The following is a 23,173-nucleotide window of genomic DNA, read 5'->3' as shown; positions in this document are numbered from 1 at the left end:
CGTCTCTCCGGTGCGCCCGATCCGGACGGCGCCTGAGAGAAGGAGATCCCATGACCATTCGCACCGATCCCTGGCCGGCCGGGACGCCCACCTGGGTCGACCTGGGCGCGGACGACGTGACGGCCGCGACGGCCTTCTACGCCGCCCTCTTCGGATGGGAGTACTCCTCCGGCGGAGAGGAGTCCGGCGGCTACCTGCTCGCCACCCTCGACGGGGCCGCCGTGGCCGGGATCGGCCCGAAGCAGGACCCGGGTACGCCCTCCGTGTGGACCACGTACCTCGCCACGGACGACGTGGATGCCTCCGCCCGTGCCGTCTCCGCGGCCGGCGGTCAGGTGATCGCGGAGCCGTTCGATGTGATGAGCTCGGGACGCATGGCGATCGTCGCCGATCCGGGTGGCGCCGCGCTCGGGCTGTGGCAGGCGGGCGACCACATCGGCGCGGGCCGCGTGAACGAGCCGGGCACCTTGGTGTGGAACGAGCTCCACGCGAGGGACGACGTCGCGGCGCGCGCCTTCTATGCGTCCGTTTTCGGCTACGAGTACCGCGACGTCGGCGGCGAGGGGTTCGTCTACGCGACCTTCACCCGCGCGGGCGACGGTGCCGAGGTCGGCGGCATCCTCCGCGACGCCGAGCTGCCGGCCGGCGCGCCCGACCACTGGCTCACCTGGTTCGCCACCGGGGACGTCGACGCCAGCGCTGCACGTGCCGAGGAGCTGGGCGGGAAGCTGCGGGTGCCCGTGTCGGACACCCCCTTCGGACGCGCTACCGTCGTACAGGGGCCGCAGGGCGAGGTCTTCGGCCTGATCGCCCTCGCCACCCGCTGAGCGACGCGGCACCGGTGCGGCGCGTGCCGCGCCGGTGCCTTGCAGCCGGCCGGGCATGCCCCCGGTAGCGTGTGTGCAATGGAATGGATCGCAGACCCCGGCGTCGGCGCATGGTTGCGCCAGACCCTCGACGACGGTCTGGGCAGCATGCACGCGGTCGTTCCCCGCGGCTTCCCCGCGTACGCCCGGGTGTTCCATCCCGCCACGGTGCGGGAGAGTCCCACGGCGGCGGATTCCGAGGTACGCGTCAGCTGGGCGGACACCGCCGCCGCCTTCGGCACGACGATGCACGCGGAGGCGCAGTGGCACCGGATCGTGCGCACTCCCGTCGACGCCGATTGGCGGACCCGCATCGCTCCGGACGGCCGTGAGTTCACGGCGCCGCTGGAGGGCGCGCTCGACAGCGACCTCGTGGCGGTCCTGGCCGGACACCTCGCCGCCCACACCGCGACGCCGCACGAAGGGGTCGTCGCGCTCTGGGAGGGGTTCGGCGGTCTGGTCGGCTTCTTCGGAGACGGGCCGTCCCGTGTCTTCCTCACGTTCACCGAAGACCCGCACCATCAGGCGATGCTCGACCGCAGCACGCACGACCCCTTCAACAACGTCTTCCGGAAGCCCACCTGGCAGGACGGCATCCTCTCGCGCGAGATCTCCGAAGGGCCCCGGCTGCAGCTCCCCGGGCGCGACTACGTGCTGTTCTCCGGAGGCGCCCAGGCCTTCGCGGATCCGGACTGGGTGCTCGGCGTGCCGTGGCGCGACCGGATCGGCGAGGAGCACGGCTTCCCGCCCGCCGCTCAGAGTCCGAACCTCCTCTGGCCCGCCGATCACGCCTGGGTGATGGTTTCGGAGATCGACTACGACTCCACGATCGTCGCGGGCTCGCCCGACCTCATCCGCGCGATCTGCACGGACGAGCGGCTGGAGGCGAAGGCCCTGCGCGAGGGCGCCGACCTCACGTGGGACGCCGACGAGGTCAACCGGTGACGTCTCCGCAGGCATCGGCGTCGTTCGATGCACGCCCGCTCACCGATCCGGTCGACCCGGCGGCCGTGCGTGCCTTCGCGGCGGAGCTCCGGTCCCGCCGGACGACAGGCATGACGGTGTCGTCGATCATCGGCATCGTAGCGGTGGCGATCGCCGGCCTCGTGCTGCTCCCGATCCTCGCCTCCGTGGTGGTGGCACTGGCGGCGAGCAGCGGCTCTCCCGCGTCGGCGGCGATCCCCCTCGTGCTCCTCCTGCTGGTGGCCGCGGGGGTGGGCGTGCTCATCTGGATGGGCGTCCGCAACGCGCGCACCGCCCGGTACCGCCTGCACCGGTTTGCCCAGGCCAACGGCATGACGTACGAGCCGCGCGTGGACGATCCGCCGCTCCCCGGCATGATCTTCCACCTCGGCCGCTCGCGCATGGCCACCGACCTGGTCCGCGGCACGAGTCCGCGGTTCGTGGAGTTCGGCAACTACCAGTACACGGTGCAGTCCGGGAAGAACTCGACGACGTATCGGTGGGGCTATGTGGCGGTGAAGCTGGATGTGCCGCTGCCGAACATCGTGCTCGACGCGAAGGGCAACAACGGCTTCGGCTCCAACCTGCCGGCCTCGTTCCGGCGGGCGCAGCGTCTCTCCCTCGAGGGTGACTTCGACCAGCACTTCACCCTGTACTGCCCGGAGGGCTACGAGCAGGACGCTCTCTACCTCTTCTCGCCCGACATCATGGCGCGCTTCATCGACAACGCCGCGCAGCTCGACGTGGAGATCGTCGACGACTGGCTGTTCCTCTACACGCCCCGCCGCGCCTCCACGCTCGACCCGGCGACCTGGGCGTGGCTGTTCGGGACGGTGGGGGCGCTGTTGACCAAGCTCGACCAGTGGGCGCGGTGGCGCGATGACCGCCTCGCCGCCGCCGCGACGCCCGGGGGGCACGCTCTCCCGTTCGCCCCGCCGGTCGGGATGATCACCCCACCGCCGGGGGTCGCGCCGCAGGGTCGGCGCCTCAAGCGCACGGGCGCCTGGGTGCCGATCCTCGTGGTGATCGGAGTCGCGGTCTTCTGGATGCTCAGCCGCTGGAACTGACGGGGCAGCCTCAGCCCGTTCCCGGCGGGGAGGTCACGAGCTCCATCCCGGTGATCAAGACCCCTCCCGCGCTTGTGTCCGATCCCAGCGTTACCGATGCACCCGCGGTGCCCGGGGGGAGGGGAACGCGGACGGTGGTCGTCTTCGCGCCGTCGTCTCCGACGCCCGGGATGCGAAGCCCCGGGGTGTCCGAGCCGAGTGCCACCCGGCTCGATGCGACGCGGATGTCGAGCTGCACGCCCGCCGGATCACTCTTCCGGAACGGCATCAGATGCAGGACAACCGTCCGGGCGGCTGTCGAGGGCTGACCCGTGGATACGGAGAGAGTGCCTCCGGGTTTCCAGTCGGCGAGGAGATAGGGGCCACCCGGGCGGGCCACGACATCACTGTCATCCGGGCAGGAAGTTGTTCCCGGTGCCACCGGCTCCATCAGATCGACGATGCGACATCGCTGAACACTCGCGTCTTCGGTCTTCAGCGCTCGGGCCGCCGGTTCCTGTGCGGCGTCCACGAGCACCCGTCGTGGTGCGAGGGTATGCACGAACCAGTCGGCTCGGTATCCCAGCCATTCGGACGGCACGGCGGTGGCCGCATCCGTCATGAACGAAGGGAAGGAGGCATCATCCACGGCTTTCGCCCACCCGACCGCGGTCGTGACCATCAGCGCGCGCGCCTCTTCTCCGGAGGGACAGGACGGGCTGGCCGGCTTGCTCCCGCAGTCCAACCGATCGTCGGCGAGCTCCGGGGCCGCGTTGAACTGGGTGTGGCCGAACGAGCCGACCGTCGCCACGGCCAACGGGCTGCGGCGATCGACGCCGAAGTGAGCGGCCGCCCACTGGACGGAATCGCTGGGGACATCGCGATCTCGTCCGCCCACGATCCCGAGGCTGGGGACGTCCAGGGGCGGGTCATCGAGCGACTCCCCTTCGTTGTTGCCGACGTCGTGCGCCGTCGCGAGATACAGCGCGCCGCGCGTGGTGATTCCCGCCTTCGCGGCTTCCTCGGCGGCGGCGCGAATCATCATCCCCGACCGTGAATGGGCGATCCAGAGGATCGACGAGGTATCCACCGCTCGGACCCGGGCGTCAGCCTCCGAATCCGATCCGACGAGCCGCTTCCTGGCCTCGCTTTGGTCAACCGCACGACTCAGCGACTCCACCTGGTCCAGCACGACACGACGCCAGGCCCGGGTCTGATCGTACGATCCCCCTCGCGCGAGCTGCCCGACGAAGACGGGGGCAAGATCGGGCGCGAGGACCGCGTAACCCTGGGCGGCGAGCTTCTCGGCGAGGTAGTCCATCCCGGCGTCATAGCGGATGGAATCGGCGCCTCCGCACGGGTAGCGGAAGCTCGAATCGGCACAGGTCGCCGCACGCAGATGGCCGATCACGATCAGACGCGCGCGGGTGGACGACGATCGGGCGGGCAGAGTGAGAGTGCCGCGGAGCGGGCTCATGAACTCCTCCGGCTGCGGCGGATCCCCGATGGCGACGTTGCCGAGATCGAAACGCACGCGCGTGACGCCGTTTCGAGTGCGGACCTCCGGCGGTACGATCTCGCGATCACCAGGCGCCTTCGGGCCATCGTCGGCGATTGCGGCAGGGTCTTCGCTGGACGGCGAGGGCGACGGCGACGGCGTGTCATCGGCGGCCGCGCACCCGGCGAGCACCGTCAGGAGGATGACAAGGAGCCCGGCCTTTCCGAGACGGGGGCGCTTTCGGTCGGCCTCAGGCCAGTATCGGGCCATCTCTCCCTTCCCGCGCTCCACCTGGCTCTGTATAGGGGAATGCGCAGGTAACATCTTACCTGCCAGACGCCAAGAACATCGGCGACCCGACTCCGGCGTCCCGCACCCTCGACAACACCCTGGTGACGACGATCCTGTTCGTCATCCTGGCCGTCGTGCTCATCGCCTTCGCTCGGACGTGGCTCGCCTTCTTCTCGCGCGGCACCCTCGAGATGCTCTGGACGCGCGGCTCTGCACTCCTCGCTCGCGAGAGAAAGGCCGGGCCGGAGACCGATGTGGGGGTGGGTGCCGTTCTGGGGAACCGACGCCCACCCCATCCCCCCTCGGGATCGAAAGGAATTCGACGTTCCCTCCGCATTGACGGTTGAACCGTCCCGCCCGTGGTCAGCTGGGGACTGACGCTGCGTGGCGATACCCGGATGGTATACCGGCGGACGTTGCACCCGGTTGCGTCCATGCACGGGAATGCACTATCCCGCGCGGCGCTCAGCGGTGCATCGAGCTGTCGGCCGCGGCCCCGCTCGCGGTGTCCGCGGCCAGGACCGCGTCGAGCGTCCGCCAGGCGTCCGCAGCGCGCATCGCTTCTCCGACGTGCCGTGCGCGGTCCCGGAACGTCGGGTCGGCCAGCACCCGGCGCACGGCTTCGGCCACCTGCCCGGGCTTCGGCGCATTCGTCCGCAGGTTGATGCCCACCCCGGTCCACCCGACTCGGGCGGAGACCTCGACCTTGTCCTCCGTCTGCCCCGCGACCACCAGCGGGACGCCCTCGGCAAGGGCCTGCTGCACCCCGCCGAAACCGCCGTTCGTGACGAACACGTCGACCTCCGGCAGCAGCCGGTCGTAGGGCAGGTACTCGGCGACCCGGACGTTGGCCGGGAGCTCCGCCGGGAGCGCGTCGACAGGACGTCCACCGGTGGAGACGACCACGAGGGCGTCCGTTGCCGCGAGCCCGGCGATCGTGGGAAGCACGAGCTGACCGAAGTCGGCGTTGGCGATGGTGCCCTGACTGACATGGATCACGGGCCGCCGGCCGTCCAGGTCGGACCACCATGCGGGCAGCGGCACGGCCGACGCCGCCGCGGGCAGGGGTCCGGCGAAGTGCACGGACGACGGGAGGTCGGAGCGCGGGTACTCGAACGCGGGCACGGAGAACTGCACGTACGCATCGGCGCGGCCCGCCCAGTCGAGCACGAAACCGCCGAGATCGCGGCCGACCGCCTCGCGCGCCATGGCGTCGGCCTCCTTCTGCACGCCGCCGAAGATCACGCGCTCCGCCACGGCACGGAGGAAGGCGTTGCGCACCCGCCCGAACAGCCCGCGCATCGGCGTGACTCCGAGCCCGAACGGGGCCGTGTCGACACTGCGGGCGCCGAGCGGGAAGATGCCGAGGACCACGACCGGGGGCCGTTCGGCCTTCGGCAGCCGCTGCAGCAGCGCCGCACCGACGAACAGCGGCTCGGTGAGGACGGCGTCGACGCGGTTCCGCGCCAGCTCGACGCGCACGGCCTCGAGCTGAGCCCGGCCCGGGCGGATGAAGAGAGTGCTCATGTCGAAGCGGAGGGCGGCCACCCCGGTGAGTCCTTCACGCTCGGGGAACGCGCCGTTCGCGTCGTCGAGATCGACGTCGGCCTCCGCCGGCAGCGGACGGAACCGCGCGCCCGCCGCGGTCACCTGCTCCTCGTAGCGGGTGCTCGTGAGGAAGAGGACGTCGTGCCCCCCTGCGACCAGGTGCCTGGCGACCTGCAGCAGCGGGAGCACATGCCCGTGGGCGGGGGTGCAGGTGAGGAGGTAACGGGACATGGCGGCTCTCTCGATAGGGTTGGTTGTACCGTTGAAGTATTCATAACCCTCAAAGGAAAGTCAATGACGTCGAGTGCACGCCCGTACCGCTCCGCCCTGCGGACCCGACAGGCGGAGGAGACCCGCGCGCGCATCGTCGCGGCGGCCGCCCGCCTGTTCGCCGCGCAGGGATACCAGGCGACGACGATCTCCGCGATCGCCAAGGAAGCCGGGGTCTCCGCGGAGACGGTGAAGACCACGGCGGCGAAGGCGGAGTTGCTCATCGCCGCCTTCGAGGTCACCTTCTCCGGCTCGGAGGCCGCCGAGACCCTCGCCGACACCGAGGCCGGCTCCGGGTTGACGACTCTGCCGGACGACGTCTTCCTCGACGCGGTCATCACGCAGATCGCCGCCGCGAACGAGCGGGGGCATGCCCTCTGGACGGTCCTCCTGGGCGCGGCGCTCTCCGATCCGGTCGTCGACGCCGCCCTTCAGCGCATCCTCGCGAACCGGGCGGCGGACTACCGGGGGTTCGCGGCGGAACTGCAGCGCCGGGGCATCGTCGACTCGGACCACGACGGCGACGCCCTCGCCGACGTGCTGTCGTTCCTGCTCTCACCGGAGAGCCACCAGCAGCTCGTCGGGCAGTCCGGCTGGTCGCCGGACCGCTACCGCTCCTGGCTGCGGAGTGCTGTGCTCGCCGCGGCCTCTCCGTCGGCGTGACGACTCACCGCGCGGACCAGCCGCCGTCCATCGTGTAGCTCGCGCCGGTCACCATCCCGGCGGCGTCGGCGGCGAGCCAGACGGCAAGGCCGGCGACCTCCTCCGGCTCCACGAGGCGTTTGATCGCGGCTTCGGTGAGGAGCACCTTCTCCAGGACCTCGTTCTCCGGGATGCCGTGGACCCGCGCCTGGTCGGCGATCTGGCGCTCCACGAGAGGCGTGCGCACGTATCCGGGATTGATGCAGTTGCTCGTGACGCCGTACGCGGCGCCCTCCAAGGCCGTCACCTTCGACAGCCCTTCCAGGCCGTGCTTGGCCGCCACGTAGGCCGCCTTGAACGGCGAGGCGCGAAGACCGTGGACGCTCGACATGTTGATGATCCGTCCGAAGCCGCGCTCATACATCGCCGGGAGTGCGGCGCGAGTCAGCAGGAACGGCGCCTCGAGCATCAACTGCAGAAGGAGCGAGAACTGGGCGGGGTCGAAGTCGTCGATCGGGCTGACGTGCTGCACGCCTGCGTTGTTGACGAGGATGTCGGTGTCGAGGCGGAGTGCGGCCAGTGCATCGCGGTCGGTGAGGTCGATCTGCCACGCCTCCCCGCCGATCTCGTCGGCGAGGGCTTCGCCCGCGTCGCCGTCGATGTCGGCGACCGTCACCCGGGCGCCCGCCTGCGCGAAGGCTCTCGCGCAGGCAGCACCGATCCCACTCGCTCCCCCCGTGACGAGAGCACGACGTCCGTGCAGATCCGTCATGCGGCACTCACAGCCGCGGTGCGGGCGTTCGTGCGGGCGGCATCCGCGTCGTCGATGGCCTGCAGAGAAACGCCCTTCGTCTCCCGCAGCGAGAGTACCGCGATCGCCGTGACGATGCAGGCGAACACGATGTAGAGAGCGATCGGCAGCCAAGAGCCGAAGTCCCGGAGCCACTGGATCGCCAGGATCGGCGCCAGCGACCCGGCGAGGATCGCCGTGACCTGCGACCCCAGCGAGACGCCGGAGTACCGCATCCGCGTCGGGAACAGCTCGGCCATGACCGCCGGCTGCGGCGCGTACATGAACGCGTGGAAGCAGAGGCCGATGGTGACGGCGAGGACGATGAGCACGGGGTTCAGGGTGTCGAACATCGGGAAGGCGAAGAAGGCCCAGGTCGCGCTGAGGATCGCGCCGGTCAGGTACACGGGCTTGCGGCCCCAGCGGTCGGCGAGCCGCCCCGCCTGCGGGATGACCGCGAAGTGCACGACGTGCGCGATGAGCAGAGCGAGCAGCAGCTGACTGGTGTCGTACTCGTGGACGGTCTTCAGGTAGACGATCGTGAAGCTGACGACGATGTAGTAGACGATGTTCTCGGCGAAACGGAGTCCCATCGCCTGCACGATCCCGACCGGATACCGGCGGAGCACCTCGACGACGCCGTAGGAGGTGGCCTTCTCGGCCTCGACCTGCGCCTTCGCCTCGAGGAAGATCGGGGCCTCCTCGACGTTGCGGCGGATGTAGTAGCCGACGAGCACGATCACCGCGGAGAGCCAGAACGCGATGCGCCAGCCCCACTCGAGGAACGCCGCCGAGCTCATCGCCCACGAGCTCACGAGGAGCACGAGCGTGGCGAGCAGGTTGCCGACGGGAACCGCGGCCTGGGGCCAGCTCGACCAGAACGCGCGCGACCGGTCGGGACTCTGCTCCGCGACCAGGAGGACCGCGCCACCCCACTCGCCGCCGACAGCGAAGCCCTGGATGAAGCGCAGCGCGACGAGCATCGCGGGCGCCCAGTAGCCGATGCTCTGGAAGCCAGGGAGGCACCCCATGAGGAAGGTCGCGGCACCGACGATGATGATCGTGGCCTGCAGCGTGGGCTTGCGGCCGAAGCGGTCGCCGATCTGACCGAAGACGATGCCGCCGAGCGGCCGCGCGATGAAGCCGACCGCATAGGTCACGAAAGCGGCGATGATGCCGTCGAGCGGCGATCCGGTAGCCGGGAAGAAGTAGGTCCCGAAAACGAGGCTGGCGGCGGTCGCGTAGAGGAAGAACTCGTACCACTCGACGACGGTGCCGGCCATGGAGGCGGCGACGACGCGCTTGAGCTTCGAGGAGGACGGGGCGGCGGCGGGGTGACCGGAGGCGCGGGTGGGGGCGGTCATTTCTCTCCTTCGGTGTCGACGGTGACACATCCGTTCCAGTGTCGGCAGGGGACCGACTTGCAGCAATGCCCAGCGCCGCGCAGCTGCTGTGCATAATTGCAGCATGGATGCGGCGAAGAGGCCACGTGCCGACGATCTGCTCGTACTACTCGCGGTCGCCCGTACCGGCCGGTACACGAGCGCCGCCGCCCACCTCGGTCTCGACCACACGACGGTGGCGCGCCGTATCGCCGCCCTGGAGGACGCGCTCGGCGGACGGGTCGTCGCGCAATCGGCCTCCGGGTGGGAGCTCACCGACCTCGGGCGCACCGCCGCCGAGACCGGAGGACGCATCGAGGCCGCGCTCTCCCAGCTCGACTCCGCCCCCGGCGAGACTCCCGATCCGATCGCCGGCGTCGTGCGCATGTCCGCCACCGACGGTTTCAGCGCCTACATCGCCGCCCCCGCGATCGCAGAGCTGCGCCGTGCGCACCCGCGGCTGACCGTCGAGATCGTCGCCGCCACGCGGAGGGCCGCCGAGCACCGCGCCGGGCTCGACCTGGAGGTGGTCGTGGGCGCGCCGCAGACCCGCCGCGCGCAGGCCGTGAAGCTCGGCACGTACACCCTCGGCATGTACGCCTCGCGGGACTACCTCGTCCGCACCGGCACCCCGGCATCGCGCGCCGAGGTGGAGCAGCACAGACTCGTGTACTTCGTCGACTCGATGCTCCAGGTGGACGCGCTCGACCTTCCGCGCCGCCTCGTCCCCGGCATGCAGGACGGCCTCACCTCGACCAACGTCTTCGTGCACGTCGAGGCCACCCGCGCGGGAGCCGGGATCGGCCTGCTCCCGTGCTTCGCCGCCGACCGGCACCCGGACCTGGTGCGCCTGCTGCCCGAGGTCTTCGCCGAGAAACTGCCGTACTACATGGTCGCGCGGCCCGAGTCGCTGCGGCTCCCCGCGGTCGCGGCCCTCGCCGAGGCCCTGCGCACCCGCACACGTGCCGCGAAGGCGATGCTCGACGGGGCGGGCTGAGCGCCGGTCAGAGCAGCTCGGCCACGAGGGTCTCGATGCGGCCGCGGATGTCGTCGCGGATCGGCCGGACGGCATCGATCCCCTGGCCGGCGGGGTCGTCGAGCACCCAGTCCTCGTAGCGCTTGCCGGGGAAGAACGGGCACGCGTCACCGCAGCCCATCGTGATCACGACGTCCGACGCCTGCACGGCCTCGGTCGTGAGCACCTTCGGCTGCTCGGCTGTGATGTCTATGCCGACCTCCCCCATCGCCGCCACTGCGACGGGGTTGATCTCCGCGGCGGGCATCGACCCGGCGGAGCGCACCTCGATGCGGTCGCCGGCGAGGTGCCGGAGGAAGCCGGCGGCCATCTGCGAGCGCCCCGCGTTGTGGACGCAGACGAAGAGGACGGAGGGTCGCACGGGCCCAGCTTAACCCGTTCGAGTCGCTCGATTGGCTGCATCTCCGGCCGAAATGGGACCAATCGGGCGATTCGAAAGTCAGTACCCGCGCTCGACGGCGAAGTCACGCAGGACGCCGTCGGTGCCGCCGCCGAGGAAGGTCGAGGTCTGCAGGGTCACCGTGTCGGTGAAGCCGTCGGGGCCGGGGACCGTGATCTCCAGCGGATACGTACCGCCGAACGCGGGGATCCGCGGCACCTCATCGCCATCCGCGAGAGCCCGGGCCGCGAGGAACGCCGCGCTGACGTCCACATCGTGGATGCGGTACACGGTGTCGGCCGGCAGCAGCTCGACGCCGCTCGCGTCCAGCCCGAAATCGTCGTCCGAGATCACGATGGCGTAGTCGTCCGCCCCAGGCTCGTCCTCGCCGATCCGTCGGAGCTCGACCGTGTCGGTGTGCTCGGCGCCCGACATCTCGTAGGTGACCGTCGCGGTGCCGGTCTCCCCGTCCTCTGCCGCCGTCACGTCATCGACGGAGAGGATCTTCGGCCGGTCCTCGATCTGGGGGTAGACGCCACTCGGCGTGAGCAGCAACGCCAACGGCTGCTCGAGATCCATGGCGGGGTGGAGCTCGTCGGCTGCGCCCTTCTCGTCTCCCGCGGCGAGGAGAGCGAAGACGAGTTCCGTGGAGGACCGCACGCCGTCCGCGGCCGAGAAGAGCTCGACATCGGTCGACGACGGCGTCGGAGACGGCGGGGCGGCAGGCAGACAACCGACCAGCACCAGGGCCAGAACCATGGCCGGGGCCAGGACGATCGGCAGACGCCTCCGGGGAGATCGGGACGAGCTCATGTGCACCTCGGATCGGTCTCGGCGTCGTGGCCGGCCTTCCGCGGCACGGCTCCCCCAGCCTACGGAACGGGATCGGCGCCGATCGACAACGCGCCCATCGCTCCCCGGCGAACCGGCCGGCAGGGGCGTCTCAGGCGAGGCCGAGGCCCGCCAGCTCCGCGGGGTCGAGCATGCGCGACCGGATGAGGAACCGCATTCCCGTGGGACCTTCGACGCTGAATCCGGCGCCGCGTCCCGGCACGACATCGATCGTCAGGTGCGTGAACTTCCAGTACTCGAACTGCGAGGCCGACATGAAGACCTCGACGGGATCGTCGAGGCCGACGTCGAGGGCGCCGAGGAGCACGTCGCCGGGCCCGGTGAGGAACATCCCCACCGGATAGCACATGGGTGCGGAGCCGTCGCAGCAGCCGCCGGACTGGTGGAACATGAGCGGCCCGTGCTGCGCGGTGAGCTCGCGGACGAGCGCGGCGGCGGGCTCGGTCACCGCGACACGGGCGGGCGGGGATGGGTCGGCCACAGCCACTCCTTCCGGGGTGCCGGGTGCCGGACAACGCGGCGAGCGCCGTCCGACACCCGGGCGCGGGCGGATCAGAAGAAGCCCATCGGGCCGTCCGCGTACGAGACGAGGAGGTTCTTCGTCTGCTGGTAGTGGTCGAGCATCATCTTGTGGTTCTCGCGACCCACCCCCGACTGCTTGTACCCGCCGAACGCGGCATGCGCCGGGTACTGGTGGTAGGTGTTCGTCCAGACGCGGCCCGCCTCGATCGCCCGGCCCGCGCGGTACGCCGTGTCGCCGCTGCGACTCCACACCCCGGCGCCCAGGCCGTACAGGGTGTCGTTCGCGATCGAGATCGCGTCGTCGAAGTCATCGAACGACGTCACGGAGAGCACGGGGCCGAAGATCTCCTCCTGAAAGATCCGCATGTCGTTCGTCCCCTCGAACACGGTCGGCTGCACGTAGAAGCCCTCGCTGAGGTCGCCGCCGAGGTCGGCGCGCTCGCCTCCCGTGAGCAGCCGGGCGCCGCCCTGCTTCCCGATGTCGATGTAGCTGAGGATCTTCTCGAGCTGATCGTTCGATGCCTGCGCGCCGATCATGGTCGCGGGGTCGAGCGGATTGCCCTGCACGACCTTCTTCACGCGCTCCAGGCCGTCGGCGAGGAAGCCGTCGTAGATCGAGCGCTGGATGAGCGCCCGCGACGGGCAGGTGCAGACCTCACCCTGGTTGAGCGCGAACATCGTGAAGCCCTCGAGCGCCTTGTCGTAGAACAGGTCGCTCGTGGAGCGGGCGACGTCCTCGAAGAAGACGTTCGGGCTCTTGCCCCCGAGTTCCAGGGTGACGGGGATGAGGTTCTGCGAGGCGTACTGCATGATGAGTCGGCCGGTCGTGGTCTCCCCGGTGAAGGCGACCTTGCGGATGCGCTTGTGCTGGGCGAGCGGGGCGCCGGCCTCGATGCCGAAGCCGTTCACGATGTTGACGACCCCGGCCGGCAGCAGGTCGCCGATGATGTCGAACAGGAACAGGATCGACGCGGGCGTCTGCTCCGCGGGTTTGATGACGATGCAGTTGCCCGCGGCGAGCGCCGGCGCCAGCTTCCACACGGCCATGAGGATCGGGAAGTTCCAGGGGATGATCTGCCCCACGACGCCGAGGGGCTCGTGGAAGTGGTACGCGACGGTGTTCTCGTCGAGCTGGCTGATGCCGCCCTCCTGCGCGCGGAGCACCCCGGCGAAGTAGCGGAAGTGGTCGATCGCGAGCGGGATGTCGGCGGCGAGGGTCTCCCGCACGGGCTTGCCGTTCTCCCACGTCTCGGCGACCGCGATCTCCTCCAGGTGCTGCTCCATCCGGTCGGCGATGCGGTTCAGGATCACGGAACGTTCCGCGGGGCTCGTCTTGCCCCAGGCGGCGAAGGCCTTTCAGGCGACGTCGACGGCGCGGTCGATGTCCTCGACCGTCCCGCGCCCGACCTCGGTGAACGGCTTGCCGTTGACGGGACTGATGTTCTCGAAGTACTGGCCCTTGGCGGGTTCGACGAACTCGCCGCCGATGTAGTGGCCGTAGCGGGGCCGATAGTCCGCGAGGGCTCCGGGCTGCCCGGGCGCCGCGTAGGCGAGGGACACGTCTTCTTCGACGATGGTCATGGGGGTCTCCTTCGACGGGGCGCCGCGGCATCGGTGCCGCGGTGTTCCCTCGACGCTAGGCCGCTCCCCGTTGCACTCCCGGTGCGCAACGTTGCAGCCGGTTGCACCCCCGTTCGAATCGCGCACTGTGCTGCATCCGCGGCCGGAATGGGACCAATCGGGCGATTCGAATCAGGTGAGGCGCTCGATCCGGGTCACGAGGCCGGCACGACGCGGCGAGCGCGCCGGAAGCATCTCCAACGCGAGCCGCAGCACCTCCGCGTCCTCGCTCCCCTCGGGGGTGTCGGCGTAGGCGAGCAGCACGTCCAGACTCGCCCCCGACAGCATGACCTCCCGCAGCGCCGCACGGACCGAGTCACGGAACTCCTCGACGCCGGGCGAGGCCGACTCCGGCAGCACCGGACCCCGATACGCCGTCAGAGCGACCCGGTGAGCCCCGCGGTCGAGCAGGGACAGCACGTCGTGGGCGTCGGTCTCCAGCGGCACCGGAAGACGATAGGGGCGGGACTCCGGCACGAGGTCGGGGGCCGCCCGCTCCAGCACCTTCCGCAGGCGCACCATCTCCGGCCGCAGCGTGTCCGGAGAGACGCCGGGACCGTAGACGAGCTCGGCGAGCCGGTCGGCGGAGAGGCCCTGACGGTGCACAGCCAGCATCAGGAGGATGGCGGCATGCCGGGCGCTGAGCTCGGTGACCGCCTCCTCATGCGCCGACGTGGTCTCCAGCCGGGCGCGGTCGCGTCCGAGCACGTGCAGTCGTGCGCGTGCGAGGGCGTCCGGTGTCGTCCTGTTCGGCGATCGACGGGCCGGAGGCTCCGCCCTCCGCTGCAGTCGCGCCACGAGGAGCTCGGATTCGACCGCTCGCGCCGTCGCGTCGACGAGCAGCCGCGCCTGCGGGGTCACCACCTCCGGCCCCCCGGTGATGTCGATCACGCCCAGGACCCGCTGCGTCTCCGGGTCGCGCACGGGAGCGGCGCTGCACGACCACGGGTGCACCAGCCGGTTGTAGTGCTCGGCCCCGCGGATCTGCACCGACCGCTCCAGGGCGAGAGCGGTACCGGGGGCGCTCGTGCCCACGGCGTCCTCCGCCCAGTTCGCGCCGGCGACGAACCCCATGCCCTCGGTGAGGGACCGCAGCTGCGCGTCGCCCTCGATCCACAGCAGGCGCCCGGCCTGGTCCCCGACGGCGATCACGACCCCCGAGTCCTCGGAGTCACCGGGAAGCAGCAGCGCGCGGATCATCTCCATCGCGGAGGCGAGCGGATGGGCCAGGCGATAGGCGTCGAGCTCGTCCTCGTGCAGATCGAGCGGCGGCAGCCCCTCCGGGCCGACGCGACGACGCCACGACCGCTCCCACGACTCGCGCACGAGCGGACGCACCTCGCGGAGACGGTGATCGTCGAGATTGCCGGCGATGAGCTCCTCGTGCGCACGCTCGACGAGGAGGCGAGACGCCGTCGGCGACGCCTCCCGCGGATCGTGCCACGTCGCAGACACGCGTTCTCCGTTCCTGGCGCCGGGAGCGTGCCCTCAGTGTACGAGCAGGATCGACCCGGGGGAACAGCGGGCGGCGGCGGTCAGGGCAGCAGCCCGGCCACGAGATCGTCGATCACGTCGTCAGTCGAGGTCTCCGGGTCGATCGGGGTGGTGAGCCGGTCGAGCAGCAGACCATCGATCGCGTAGTGGAACAGGGCGATCTCGCGGCGTCCTCCCGGGAGGCCCGCCGCGACGTTGAAGGCCACGTCCGCCTCGAAGCCGGCGCGTTGCCAGGCCCCGAGCACGGCGGCGAGCTCCGGACGACGAGCGCTCTCGAGCCGCAAGGCGAACAGGGCGAGGGTCACATCGCGATCGACGGTGAGGCGGCGCACGATGTCCCGGAGGTAGTCGGCGAACAGCTCCCGGCTGGGCGTGATCTCCGCCCTCCGCTCCAGGTCCGCAGGCGACGGAGCCAGGCGTTCCCCGATGCGGTCGACGAGTCCCTCGATCAGCGCCTCCCTGCTGCGGAAGTAGTTCGACGTCGTGCCCGCGGGGACCTCCGCCTCGGCGTCGACCGCGCGGTGTGTGAGCCCCCGGGATCCCTCGCGGGCGAGCACCGCCAGCCCCGCATCCGCGATCTGCCGTCGTCGCGGCTCGTTCCTCGCCATGCCGCCACCCTAGCGCAATCACTACGACTGTTGTACTCTCAACCGCAACAGATGTAGTGATTGGAGAACCATGCGTGAGCTCGTGTACTACGCCGCGGTGACCCTGGACGGGTTCATCGCCGGTCCGAACGGAGAGTTCGACGCCTTCCTCGTCGAGGGCGACCACATGGACGGCATCAACGCCCGCTTCGCCGACACCCTGCCGACCGTGGCCGCCGAAGCCCTCGGCATCCCGCAGCGCAACGACGTGTTCGACACCGTGCTGATGGGCAGCAACACCTACGAGGTGGGCGGGCTCGCGAGCCCGTACAGGCATCTGCGTCAGATCGTCTTCAGCCGCACCCGCACCGCCGAGGCCGAGAACCTCGAGGTGACGGCAGAGGACCCGGTGCAGGTCGTGCGACGGCTCAAGCGTGAGGAGGGCGGCGCGATCTGGCTGTGCGGCGGCGGGGCTCTCGCGGCGACGCTGGCCGACGAGATCGACCGGCTCATCCTGAAACGGCAGCCGCTGCTCTTCGGATCCGGCATCCCGCTCTTCGGGGACCGCCCCTATCGTCCGGAACGGTTCGAGGCTGGGGAGACGACCCCCTACGGATCGGGCGTCGTGGTGACGGAGTACGTGCGACGGCGCGGGGAGTGATCCTGCCGTCGGGGGTGCGTAGCCGGTCGAGGCCCGGATGGCAATACCGTTCTCGAATCCGTTCCCGGTTCCTATCGTGGTCCCATCACGAGTCAGGAGGCGCCATGAACGTCCACATCCCCACCAGCACTGGCTCCTCGCAGCGCGCCGACGCGGCCCACCCCGCCGCGACCGAGCCGGCCTGCGAGCGGATAGACTTCGACCGGTACGTCGTCGCGCACGACGCTCCCGTCGGGTACATCGAGGTCGTGCCGCCGCTCTATGTCTGCTACCTCGGACACCCGTATCCTCGGGCTGTGGAGATCGCTCAGGTGTACGACTACGACCATGCCGTCAGCATCGTCAGTGCCATGGCCGCGGGTTCGCGCGACCACGCCCTCGCCGGATGAGCCGCGAGGTCTGGCCCGGGTCCGCGTACCCGCTGGGGGCCACCTTCGACGGTCAGGGCACCAATTTCGCCCTCTTCAGCGAGGGCGCGGAGCGCGTAGAGCTCTGCCTCTTCGACGCGGACGGCACGGAGACACGGGTGCCGCTCACCGAGGTCGACGCGTTCGTCTGGCACGGCTACCTGCCCACGGTGCAGCCGGGACAGCGCTACGGCTACCGGGTGCACGGTCCCTACGACCCGGCCCAGGGGCAGCGGTTCAACCCGAACAAGCTGCTCCTCGACCCGTACGCGAAGGCCGTCGCCGGCGAGATCGACTGGGGACAGTCCCTGTTCGGCTACGACTTCGGCGACCCCGACTCCCGCAACGACGACGACTCCGCGGCCGCGATGGCGAAGGGCGTCGTCGTCAGCCCGTTCTTCGAGTGGGGCGGCGACCGGCCGCTGAAGACGCCGTACGCCGAGACGGTGATCTACGAGGCCCATGTGAAGGGGCTCACCCAGCGGCATCCCGAGGTGCCGGAGGAGCTGCGCGGGACCTACGCCGGCATCGCGCACCCGGCGGTCATCGAGCACCTCCAGCGCCTCGGCGTGACCGCGCTGGAGCTGATGCCCGTGCACCAGTTCGTCAACGACTCGGTGCTGCAGGACAAGGGCCTGTCGAACTACTGGGGCTACAACACCCTCGGGTTCTTCGCCCCCCACAACGCGTACGCCGCCGGCGGCCAGGACGGCCAGCAGGTGCAGGAGTTCCGCGCCATGGTGCGCGCGCTCCACGAGGCCGGCATCGAGGTCATCCTCGACGTCGTCTACAACCACACCGCGGAGGGCAACCACCTCGGTCCGACTCTCTCGATGCGCGGGATCGACAACGAGGCGTACTACCGGCTCGAAGAGGACAAGCGCTACTACACGGACTACACCGGCACGGGCAACAGCCTGAACGCGGGCAACCCGCACGCCCTGCAGCTGCTCATGGACTCGCTGCGCTACTGGGTGACCGAGATGCACGTCGACGGCTTCCGCTTCGACCTCGCGGCGACCCTCGCCCGCGAGTTCTACGACGTCGACCGCCTCGCCGCGTTCTTCGAGCTCGTGCAGCAGGATCCGATCGTCTCGCAGGTGAAGCTCATCGCCGAGCCGTGGGACATCGGCCCCGGGGGCTATCAGGTGGGCAACTTCCCGCCGCAGTGGACGGAGTGGAACGGCAAGTACCGCGACACCGTCCGCGACTTCTGGCGCGGCGAGCCGCAGGCCCTCGGCGAGTTCGCCTCGCGCCTCACCGGCTCCGCCGACCTGTACGAGCACTCCGGCCGACGACCCGTCGCCTCCATCAACTTCGTCACCGCGCACGACGGCTTCACGCTGCGCGACCTCGTCTCCTACAACGAGAAGCACAACGAGGACAACGGCGAGGACAACAACGACGGCGAATCCCACAACCGCTCCGACAACATGGGCGCGGAGGGGCCGACCGACGACATCGACATCAATCGCCGCCGCGCACGCCAGCAGCGGAACTTCCTCGCGACGCTGCTGCTCTCGCAGGGCGTGCCGATGATCTCCCACGGCGACGAGCTCGGCCGCACGCAGCACGGCAACAACAACGGCTACGCACAGGACAACGAGCTCACCTGGATCGACTGGGAGGCCGCCGACCTGCCGCTCGTGGAGTTCACCGCGGCGGTGGCACGGCTCCGGCACGAGCATCCGACCTTCCGCCGCAGCCGCTTCTTCGACGGACGCCCGGTGGCGGATGAGGACGGCGAGCGCATCCCCGACGTGGTGTGGCTGCGCCCGGACGGAGCGCGCATGACGCCGGAGGACTGGGACTCGGGCTTCGGCCGCTCTGTCGGCATGTTCCTGAACGGCCGCGGGATCCGCGAGAACGACCGGCGAGGGCGACCCGTGGAGGACGTGAACTTCCTCGTCTACTTCAACAGCGGCGACGAGCCCGTCGACCTCGCCCTACCGGACGATCGCCACGGTGCGGAATGGCTCGTCGCGGTGGACACCGCCGGCGAGCTGGGCGACCGGAACCTCCGGGCGCGCGACACCGTGCCGCTCGAGGGCAAGGCCATGCTCGTGCTGCAGGAGATCGACGGCGAGCCGGTCGACACCGACGACTCCGTCGACGCCTCGCTCCGCGCGCAGAGCGAGCAGGCCGCCTCGTGACCGACAGGCCGCTGTCGACCTATCGCCTTCAGATCAGCGGCAGCTTCCCCCTCGAAGCGGCGGCCGATGTGGTCGGCTACCTCGCCGAGCTGGGGGCGTCGTGGGCTTATCTGTCGCCGCTGCTGGCGGCGACCCGCGGTTCGAACCACGGCTACGACGTGGTCGACCACGGGCGCGTCGACCCCGACCGCGGGGGCGAGGAGGGCCTCGTGCGCTTCGCCTCGGCGGCGCGCACGGCCGGCCTCGGCATCCTCGCCGACATCGTGCCCAACCATGTGGGCGTCGCGGTGCCGCGGCAGAATCCATGGTGGTGGGAGGTGCTGCGGCTCGGGCGGGAGACCCGCCGCGCCGCGGCGTTCGACATCGACTGGGCGGCGGGCGGCGGACGCCTCCTGCTCCCGCTGCTGGGCGGGACCCCGGAGGAGGTCGTCGCGAAGGGCGAGCTGGTCGTCGACACGACACCGGCCGCCGATGCACCGGACGGCGTGCTGCGCTACTTCGAGCACGAACTCCCGCTCGCCCCCGGCACCGCGGCGCTGGCCGACGACCTCCCGGCACTCCTGGCCGCCCAGAACTACGAGCTGCGGTTCTGGCAGGACCAGAACACCGATCTCACCTACCGCCGGTTCTTCGCGGTCTCCGAGCTCGCCGGCATCCGGGTCGAGCGCCCCGACGTCTTCGCCGAGTCGCACCGGGAGATCCTTCGCTGGCTCCGGACCGGACTCGCGGACGGTCTACGGGTGGACCACCCGGACGGCCTCGTCGACCCCGGCGCGTACCTGGAGCAGCTCGCCGACGCGACCGGACGCGCGTACACGCTGGTGGAGAAGATCCTGGAGCCCGGCGAGGCTCTGCCGGCCTGGTGGCGGACCGACGGCACGACCGGATACGACGCGCTGGCCGAGCTCGACCGTCTGTTCGTCGACGCGGAGGGCGTGGCGGCGCTGGACCGGCTGGACGCCCGGCTCCGTGCGGAGACCGGCCTCCCGGACGCGCTCCCCTGGCACGACCTCATCCACGACACGAAGCGGATGATCGCCGACACGCTCCTGGCCGCCGAGGTGCGCCGACTCGTCCGCACGCTTCCCCACGGGATCGTGCACGCGGACGACGCCCTGGCCGAACTCCTCGCCTGCTTCCCCGTGTACCGCTCCTATCTCCCGGAGGGCCGCGAGCACCTGCGCGCCGCCTTCGCGGACGCTCGGCGGCGGCGCCCGGATCTCTCCGCCGCTTTCAGCGCGCTCGAACCGCTCCTGGTCGACCCCGCCCTCGAGGTCGCGCAGCGGTTCCCCCAGGTGAGCGGCGCCGTGATGGCGAAGGGCGTTGAGGACACCGCGTTCTACCGGTTCACGCGCCTCGGAACGCTGACCGAGGTCGGCGCCGATCCGTCGATCCCCGCCCTGTCGGTCGAGGAGTTCCACGACGCGCAGCGGGCACGACTGGCGGCCTGGCCGCACTCGATGACGACCCTCTCCACGCACGACACGAAGCGCTCGGAGGACGTACGGGCACGCCTGTCGGTGCTCTCGGAGATCCCGGAGCGGTGGGGCGAGGTGCTGGCGGAGCTGCGCGCCGTCGCGACCACCGGACACGGTCCTCTCGACGCGCTGATCTGGCAGGCCGCCGTCGGAGCCTGGCCGCTCCCCTCCGACCGGCTCCTCGCCTATGCCACGAAGGCCGCCCGCGAGGCCGCCGAGCGGACCACCTGGCAGCATCCGGACGCGACCTTCGAGGAGGGCCTGGCCGCGATCGCCCGGTCCGTCGAGGGCGACGCCGCGCCGATCCTCGACCGTTTCGTGGCGGAGATCGTCGATGCGGGCCGTTCCAACTCCCTCTCCGCCAAACTGCTGCAGCTCACCGGTCCCGGCGTGCCGGACGTCTACCAGGGCACCGAGCTGTGGGACCTCTCGCTCGTCGACCCCGACAACCGTCGACCCGTCGACTTCGCTCTGCGCGCCCGGATGCTGCGGGAGCTCGACGCGGACCACGCCCGCGGTGTGCTCCCGCCGATCGACGACTCCGGTGCCGCGAAGCTGCTGGTGACCTCGCGGGCCCTGCGGCTGCGGCGGGACAATCCGGAGCTGTTCCGCTTCTACCGGCCGGCCGTCGTCGAGGGCGCGGCCGCCGACCACGCCGTCGCCGTGCACCGCGGCGGCGCGACCGCCGTGGCCACGCGGCTGCCGGTGACGCTGGCGCGCCGCGGCGGCTGGGGCGACACCGTCCTGATGCGCCCGGAGCTGCCGGGGACGGATCTCCTCACCGGTCGGCGGATCCCGCCCGGACCGGTGCGGCTGGCGGAACTGCTCGACACGTATCCGGTCGCGCTGATCGAGCTGGCCCGATGATCTCGGTGTGGGCGCCGAGGGCGAGGCGTGTGCGAGTGCGACGCCTCGACGACGCGGGCGCGACCGTGGAGGAGCGGGAACTCACGGCGACCGCTGAGGGGCACTGGACCGCCGACCTCGTCCTCGCGGACGGGGAGCGCTATGGCTTCCTGCTGGACGACGGCGACGACCTCCGCCCGGACCCTCGGTCGCGTCGTCAGCCGGACGGCGTGCACGGGGCCTCGGCGACGTTCGACCCCGCGGCCTTCGCCTGGACCGACGCCTCCTGGACCGGACGGCAGCTCGCGGGCGGGCTGATCTACGAACTGCACCTCGGCACCTTCACGCCGGAGGGCACGCTCGACGCGGCGATCGGCCGCCTGGCGCACCTCGTCGACCTCGGCGTCACCCACGTCGAGCTGCTCCCGGTCAACGCCTTCAACGGGCGCTGGAACTGGGGATACGACGGCGTGCTCTGGTACGCGGTGCAGGAGGAGTACGGCGGTCCGGCGGCCTACCAGCGGTTCGTCGACGCCGCCCACGCACACGGGCTCGCCGTCGTGCAGGACGTGGTCTACAACCACCTCGGTCCGAGCGGGAACTACCTCCCCCTCTTCGGTCCGTACCTGCGCGAGGGCGAGAGCAACACCTGGGGCGACTCGGTGAACCTCGACGAGGACGCGGTGCGCGAGTACATCCTCGACAACGCCCTGATGTGGCTGCGCGACTTCCACGTCGATGGACTGCGGCTCGACGCCGTGCACGCCCTGCACGACCGGCGGCCCGTGCACCTGCTGCGCGAGCTCTCCGAACGCGTGGACGCCCTCTCCGCGCAGCAGAATCGGCCGCTGACCCTCATCGCGGAGTCGGACCTCAACGATCCGACGCTCATCCTGCCGCGGGAAGCCGGGGGCTACGGACTCACGGCGCAGTGGTCGGACGACTGGCACCACGCCGCGCACGTCGCGCTCACCGGGGAGACCGCCGGGTACTACGCCGACTTCGCCGCAGCCGACGCGGTGACCAAGGTGACGGAGGGCGGCTTCTTCCACGACGGCACCTTCTCGTCCTTCCGCGACCGTCCGCACGGGTCCCCGATCCCGGCCGAGGTGCCGAGCTGGCGGCTGGTGACCTTCGCGCAGGACCACGACCAGATCGGGAACCGCGCCGCCGGGGACCGGTTCTCCGCCGCTCTGTCCCCCGACCGGCTCGCGGTGGCCGCCGTGCTCACCCTGACGGCCCCGGGCACCCCGATGCTCTTCATGGGCGAGGAGTGGGGCGCGACGACACCGTGGCAGTTCTTCACCGCCCACCCCGAGCCCGAACTCGGCCGCGCGGTCGCGGAGGGGCGCACGGCGGAGTTCGCCCGCATGGGCTGGGATCCGGATGCGGTCCCCGACCCCCAGGACCCCGCCACCTTCCACCGCTCGCGCCTCGACTGGGCGGAGGCCGAGGCGCCGGTGCACGCCCGGCTGCTGGCGCTGTACCGCGACCTGGCGCGACTGCGGCGAGCGCGACCGGAGCTCACCGACCCGGACTCCGCGCACGCGGCGGTCGAGGTCCGGGAGACGGACGGCCGCCCCGAGCACCGCGTCTACCGCATCGATCGCGGAGGAGTGTCGGTGCTCGTGAACCTCTCCCCCACCCCCGCCTCGTTCCCCGTCCCCCCCCCGTCCCAGATCCTCCCCACAACCCTCCCCCCATCGCGCACCCCCACGCCCCCCCCCACCCCCCCCACCCCCCCCCCCGGCGCCGGCCCGAGGGATTCCTGCCCTGGGGGCGCCCCCCCCCCACGGGGGGGCGGCCCCGTCGTGGGCAGCTCTCCCCGGCCCCCGGGGCCGG

The 23,173-nt window shown here is 70.9% G+C and carries 19 protein-coding genes and 1 pseudogene; 10 read left to right on the top strand and 10 right to left on the bottom strand.

Annotated elements, in window-relative coordinates:
• The first annotated feature begins 50 nt into the window (after positions 1-50).
• The 3 genes from B2W79_RS02335 to B2W79_RS02325 all read left to right on the top strand — a co-directional run bounded on the left by B2W79_RS02335 (position 51) and on the right by B2W79_RS02325 (position 2,896).
• The gene (locus tag B2W79_RS02335; RefSeq protein ID WP_071329801.1) at positions 51-827 is read left to right on the top strand and encodes a VOC family protein; all 777 of its coding nucleotides are present in this window, start codon (positions 51-53) and stop codon (positions 825-827) included.
• A gap of 78 nt (positions 828-905) precedes the next feature.
• Positions 906-1,811: a hypothetical protein gene (locus B2W79_RS02330; protein ID WP_071329800.1), complete on the top strand. Its 906-nt coding sequence runs from the start codon at positions 906-908 to the stop codon at positions 1,809-1,811.
• Positions 1,808-2,896, top strand: coding sequence for a hypothetical protein (locus tag B2W79_RS02325; RefSeq protein WP_071329799.1), 1,089 nt, complete (start codon positions 1,808-1,810; stop codon positions 2,894-2,896). The genes B2W79_RS02330 and B2W79_RS02325 overlap by 4 nt, the downstream gene beginning before the upstream one ends.
• Before the next feature lie 10 nt (positions 2,897-2,906).
• On the opposite strand, the gene B2W79_RS02320 is transcribed toward B2W79_RS02325, so the two are convergent.
• Positions 2,907-4,409: a hypothetical protein gene (locus B2W79_RS02320; protein WP_143049324.1), complete on the bottom strand. Its 1,503-nt coding sequence runs from the start codon at positions 4,407-4,409 to the stop codon at positions 2,907-2,909.
• 720 nt (positions 4,410-5,129) lie between these two features.
• Positions 5,130-6,443, bottom strand: a complete 1,314-nt coding sequence (locus B2W79_RS02315) for a glycosyltransferase (RefSeq protein ID WP_071329797.1) — start codon at positions 6,441-6,443, stop codon at positions 5,130-5,132.
• A gap of 63 nt (positions 6,444-6,506) precedes the next feature.
• Here B2W79_RS02315 and B2W79_RS02310 point away from each other — a divergent pair, with 63 nt between their 5' ends.
• Positions 6,507-7,145, top strand: coding sequence for a TetR/AcrR family transcriptional regulator (locus B2W79_RS02310; RefSeq protein ID WP_071329796.1), 639 nt, complete (start codon positions 6,507-6,509; stop codon positions 7,143-7,145).
• Between the two features lie 4 nt (positions 7,146-7,149).
• On the opposite strand, the gene B2W79_RS02305 is transcribed toward B2W79_RS02310, so the two are convergent.
• Positions 7,150-7,896 carry a 3-hydroxybutyrate dehydrogenase gene (locus tag B2W79_RS02305; protein ID WP_292786592.1) on the bottom strand — a complete coding sequence of 249 codons (747 nt, stop codon included), beginning with the start codon at positions 7,894-7,896 and terminating at the stop codon, positions 7,150-7,152.
• The gene (locus tag B2W79_RS02300; protein ID WP_071329794.1) at positions 7,893-9,278 is read right to left on the bottom strand and encodes an MFS transporter; all 1,386 of its coding nucleotides are present in this window, start codon (positions 9,276-9,278) and stop codon (positions 7,893-7,895) included. The genes B2W79_RS02305 and B2W79_RS02300 overlap by 4 nt, the downstream gene beginning before the upstream one ends.
• Before the next feature lie 103 nt (positions 9,279-9,381).
• Here B2W79_RS02300 and B2W79_RS02295 point away from each other — a divergent pair, with 103 nt between their 5' ends.
• A complete protein-coding gene (locus B2W79_RS02295; RefSeq protein ID WP_071329793.1) occupies positions 9,382-10,293 on the top strand; it encodes a LysR family transcriptional regulator in 912 nt (303 codons plus the stop codon).
• A gap of 7 nt (positions 10,294-10,300) precedes the next feature.
• On the opposite strand, the gene B2W79_RS02290 is transcribed toward B2W79_RS02295, so the two are convergent.
• The 6 genes and pseudogenes from B2W79_RS02290 to B2W79_RS02265 form a co-directional block, all read right to left on the bottom strand.
• On the bottom strand, positions 10,301-10,693 hold the full coding sequence (locus B2W79_RS02290; protein ID WP_292786588.1) for an arsenate reductase ArsC: 393 nt from the start codon (positions 10,691-10,693) through the stop codon (positions 10,301-10,303).
• A 78-nt stretch (positions 10,694-10,771) separates the two neighbouring features.
• A complete protein-coding gene (locus B2W79_RS02285) occupies positions 10,772-11,470 on the bottom strand; it encodes a hypothetical protein (protein ID WP_292786586.1) in 699 nt (232 codons plus the stop codon).
• Positions 11,471-11,654: 184 nt separating this feature from the next.
• Complete coding sequence (locus tag B2W79_RS02280; protein WP_292786583.1) at positions 11,655-12,044, bottom strand: DUF779 domain-containing protein; 390 nt, start codon at positions 12,042-12,044, stop codon at positions 11,655-11,657.
• Positions 12,045-12,115: 71 nt separating this feature from the next.
• Positions 12,116-13,666: pseudogene (locus B2W79_RS02275) on the bottom strand (aldehyde dehydrogenase family protein).
• A gap of 171 nt (positions 13,667-13,837) precedes the next feature.
• Complete coding sequence (locus B2W79_RS02270; protein ID WP_292786580.1) at positions 13,838-15,160, bottom strand: GAF domain-containing protein; 1,323 nt, start codon at positions 15,158-15,160, stop codon at positions 13,838-13,840.
• 80 nt (positions 15,161-15,240) lie between these two features.
• Entirely contained in the window at positions 15,241-15,807 is a 567-nt protein-coding gene (locus tag B2W79_RS02265) for a TetR/AcrR family transcriptional regulator (protein ID WP_071329788.1), read from the bottom strand.
• A gap of 70 nt (positions 15,808-15,877) precedes the next feature.
• On the opposite strand from B2W79_RS02265, the gene B2W79_RS02260 reads away from it, so the two are divergent.
• The 5 genes from B2W79_RS02260 to treZ all read left to right on the top strand — a co-directional run.
• Complete coding sequence (locus B2W79_RS02260) at positions 15,878-16,447, top strand: dihydrofolate reductase family protein (protein WP_071329787.1); 570 nt, start codon at positions 15,878-15,880, stop codon at positions 16,445-16,447.
• A 104-nt stretch (positions 16,448-16,551) separates the two neighbouring features.
• Positions 16,552-16,836: a hypothetical protein gene (locus B2W79_RS02255; protein ID WP_071329786.1), complete on the top strand. Its 285-nt coding sequence runs from the start codon at positions 16,552-16,554 to the stop codon at positions 16,834-16,836.
• Positions 16,833-19,007 (top strand): glycogen debranching protein GlgX, encoded by a 2,175-nt coding sequence (gene glgX, locus B2W79_RS02250; RefSeq protein ID WP_071329785.1) that lies wholly within the window; start codon positions 16,833-16,835, stop codon positions 19,005-19,007. Before B2W79_RS02255 ends, glgX begins: the two co-directional genes overlap by 4 nt.
• Positions 19,004-21,352 carry a malto-oligosyltrehalose synthase gene (gene treY / locus B2W79_RS02245; protein WP_292786566.1) on the top strand — a complete coding sequence of 783 codons (2,349 nt, stop codon included), beginning with the start codon at positions 19,004-19,006 and terminating at the stop codon, positions 21,350-21,352. Before glgX ends, treY begins: the two co-directional genes overlap by 4 nt.
• A partial coding sequence (gene treZ / locus B2W79_RS02240) for a malto-oligosyltrehalose trehalohydrolase (protein ID WP_292786563.1) occupies positions 21,349-23,173 on the top strand: 1,825 nt, incomplete at its 3' end. The genes treY and treZ, both read left to right, overlap by 4 nt.

This window comes from Microbacterium sp. UBA7513, assembly GCF_002478345.1.
GTDB lineage: Bacteria > Actinomycetota > Actinomycetes > Actinomycetales > Microbacteriaceae > Microbacterium.
This window is presented reverse-complemented; position numbering and strand designations above follow the sequence as displayed.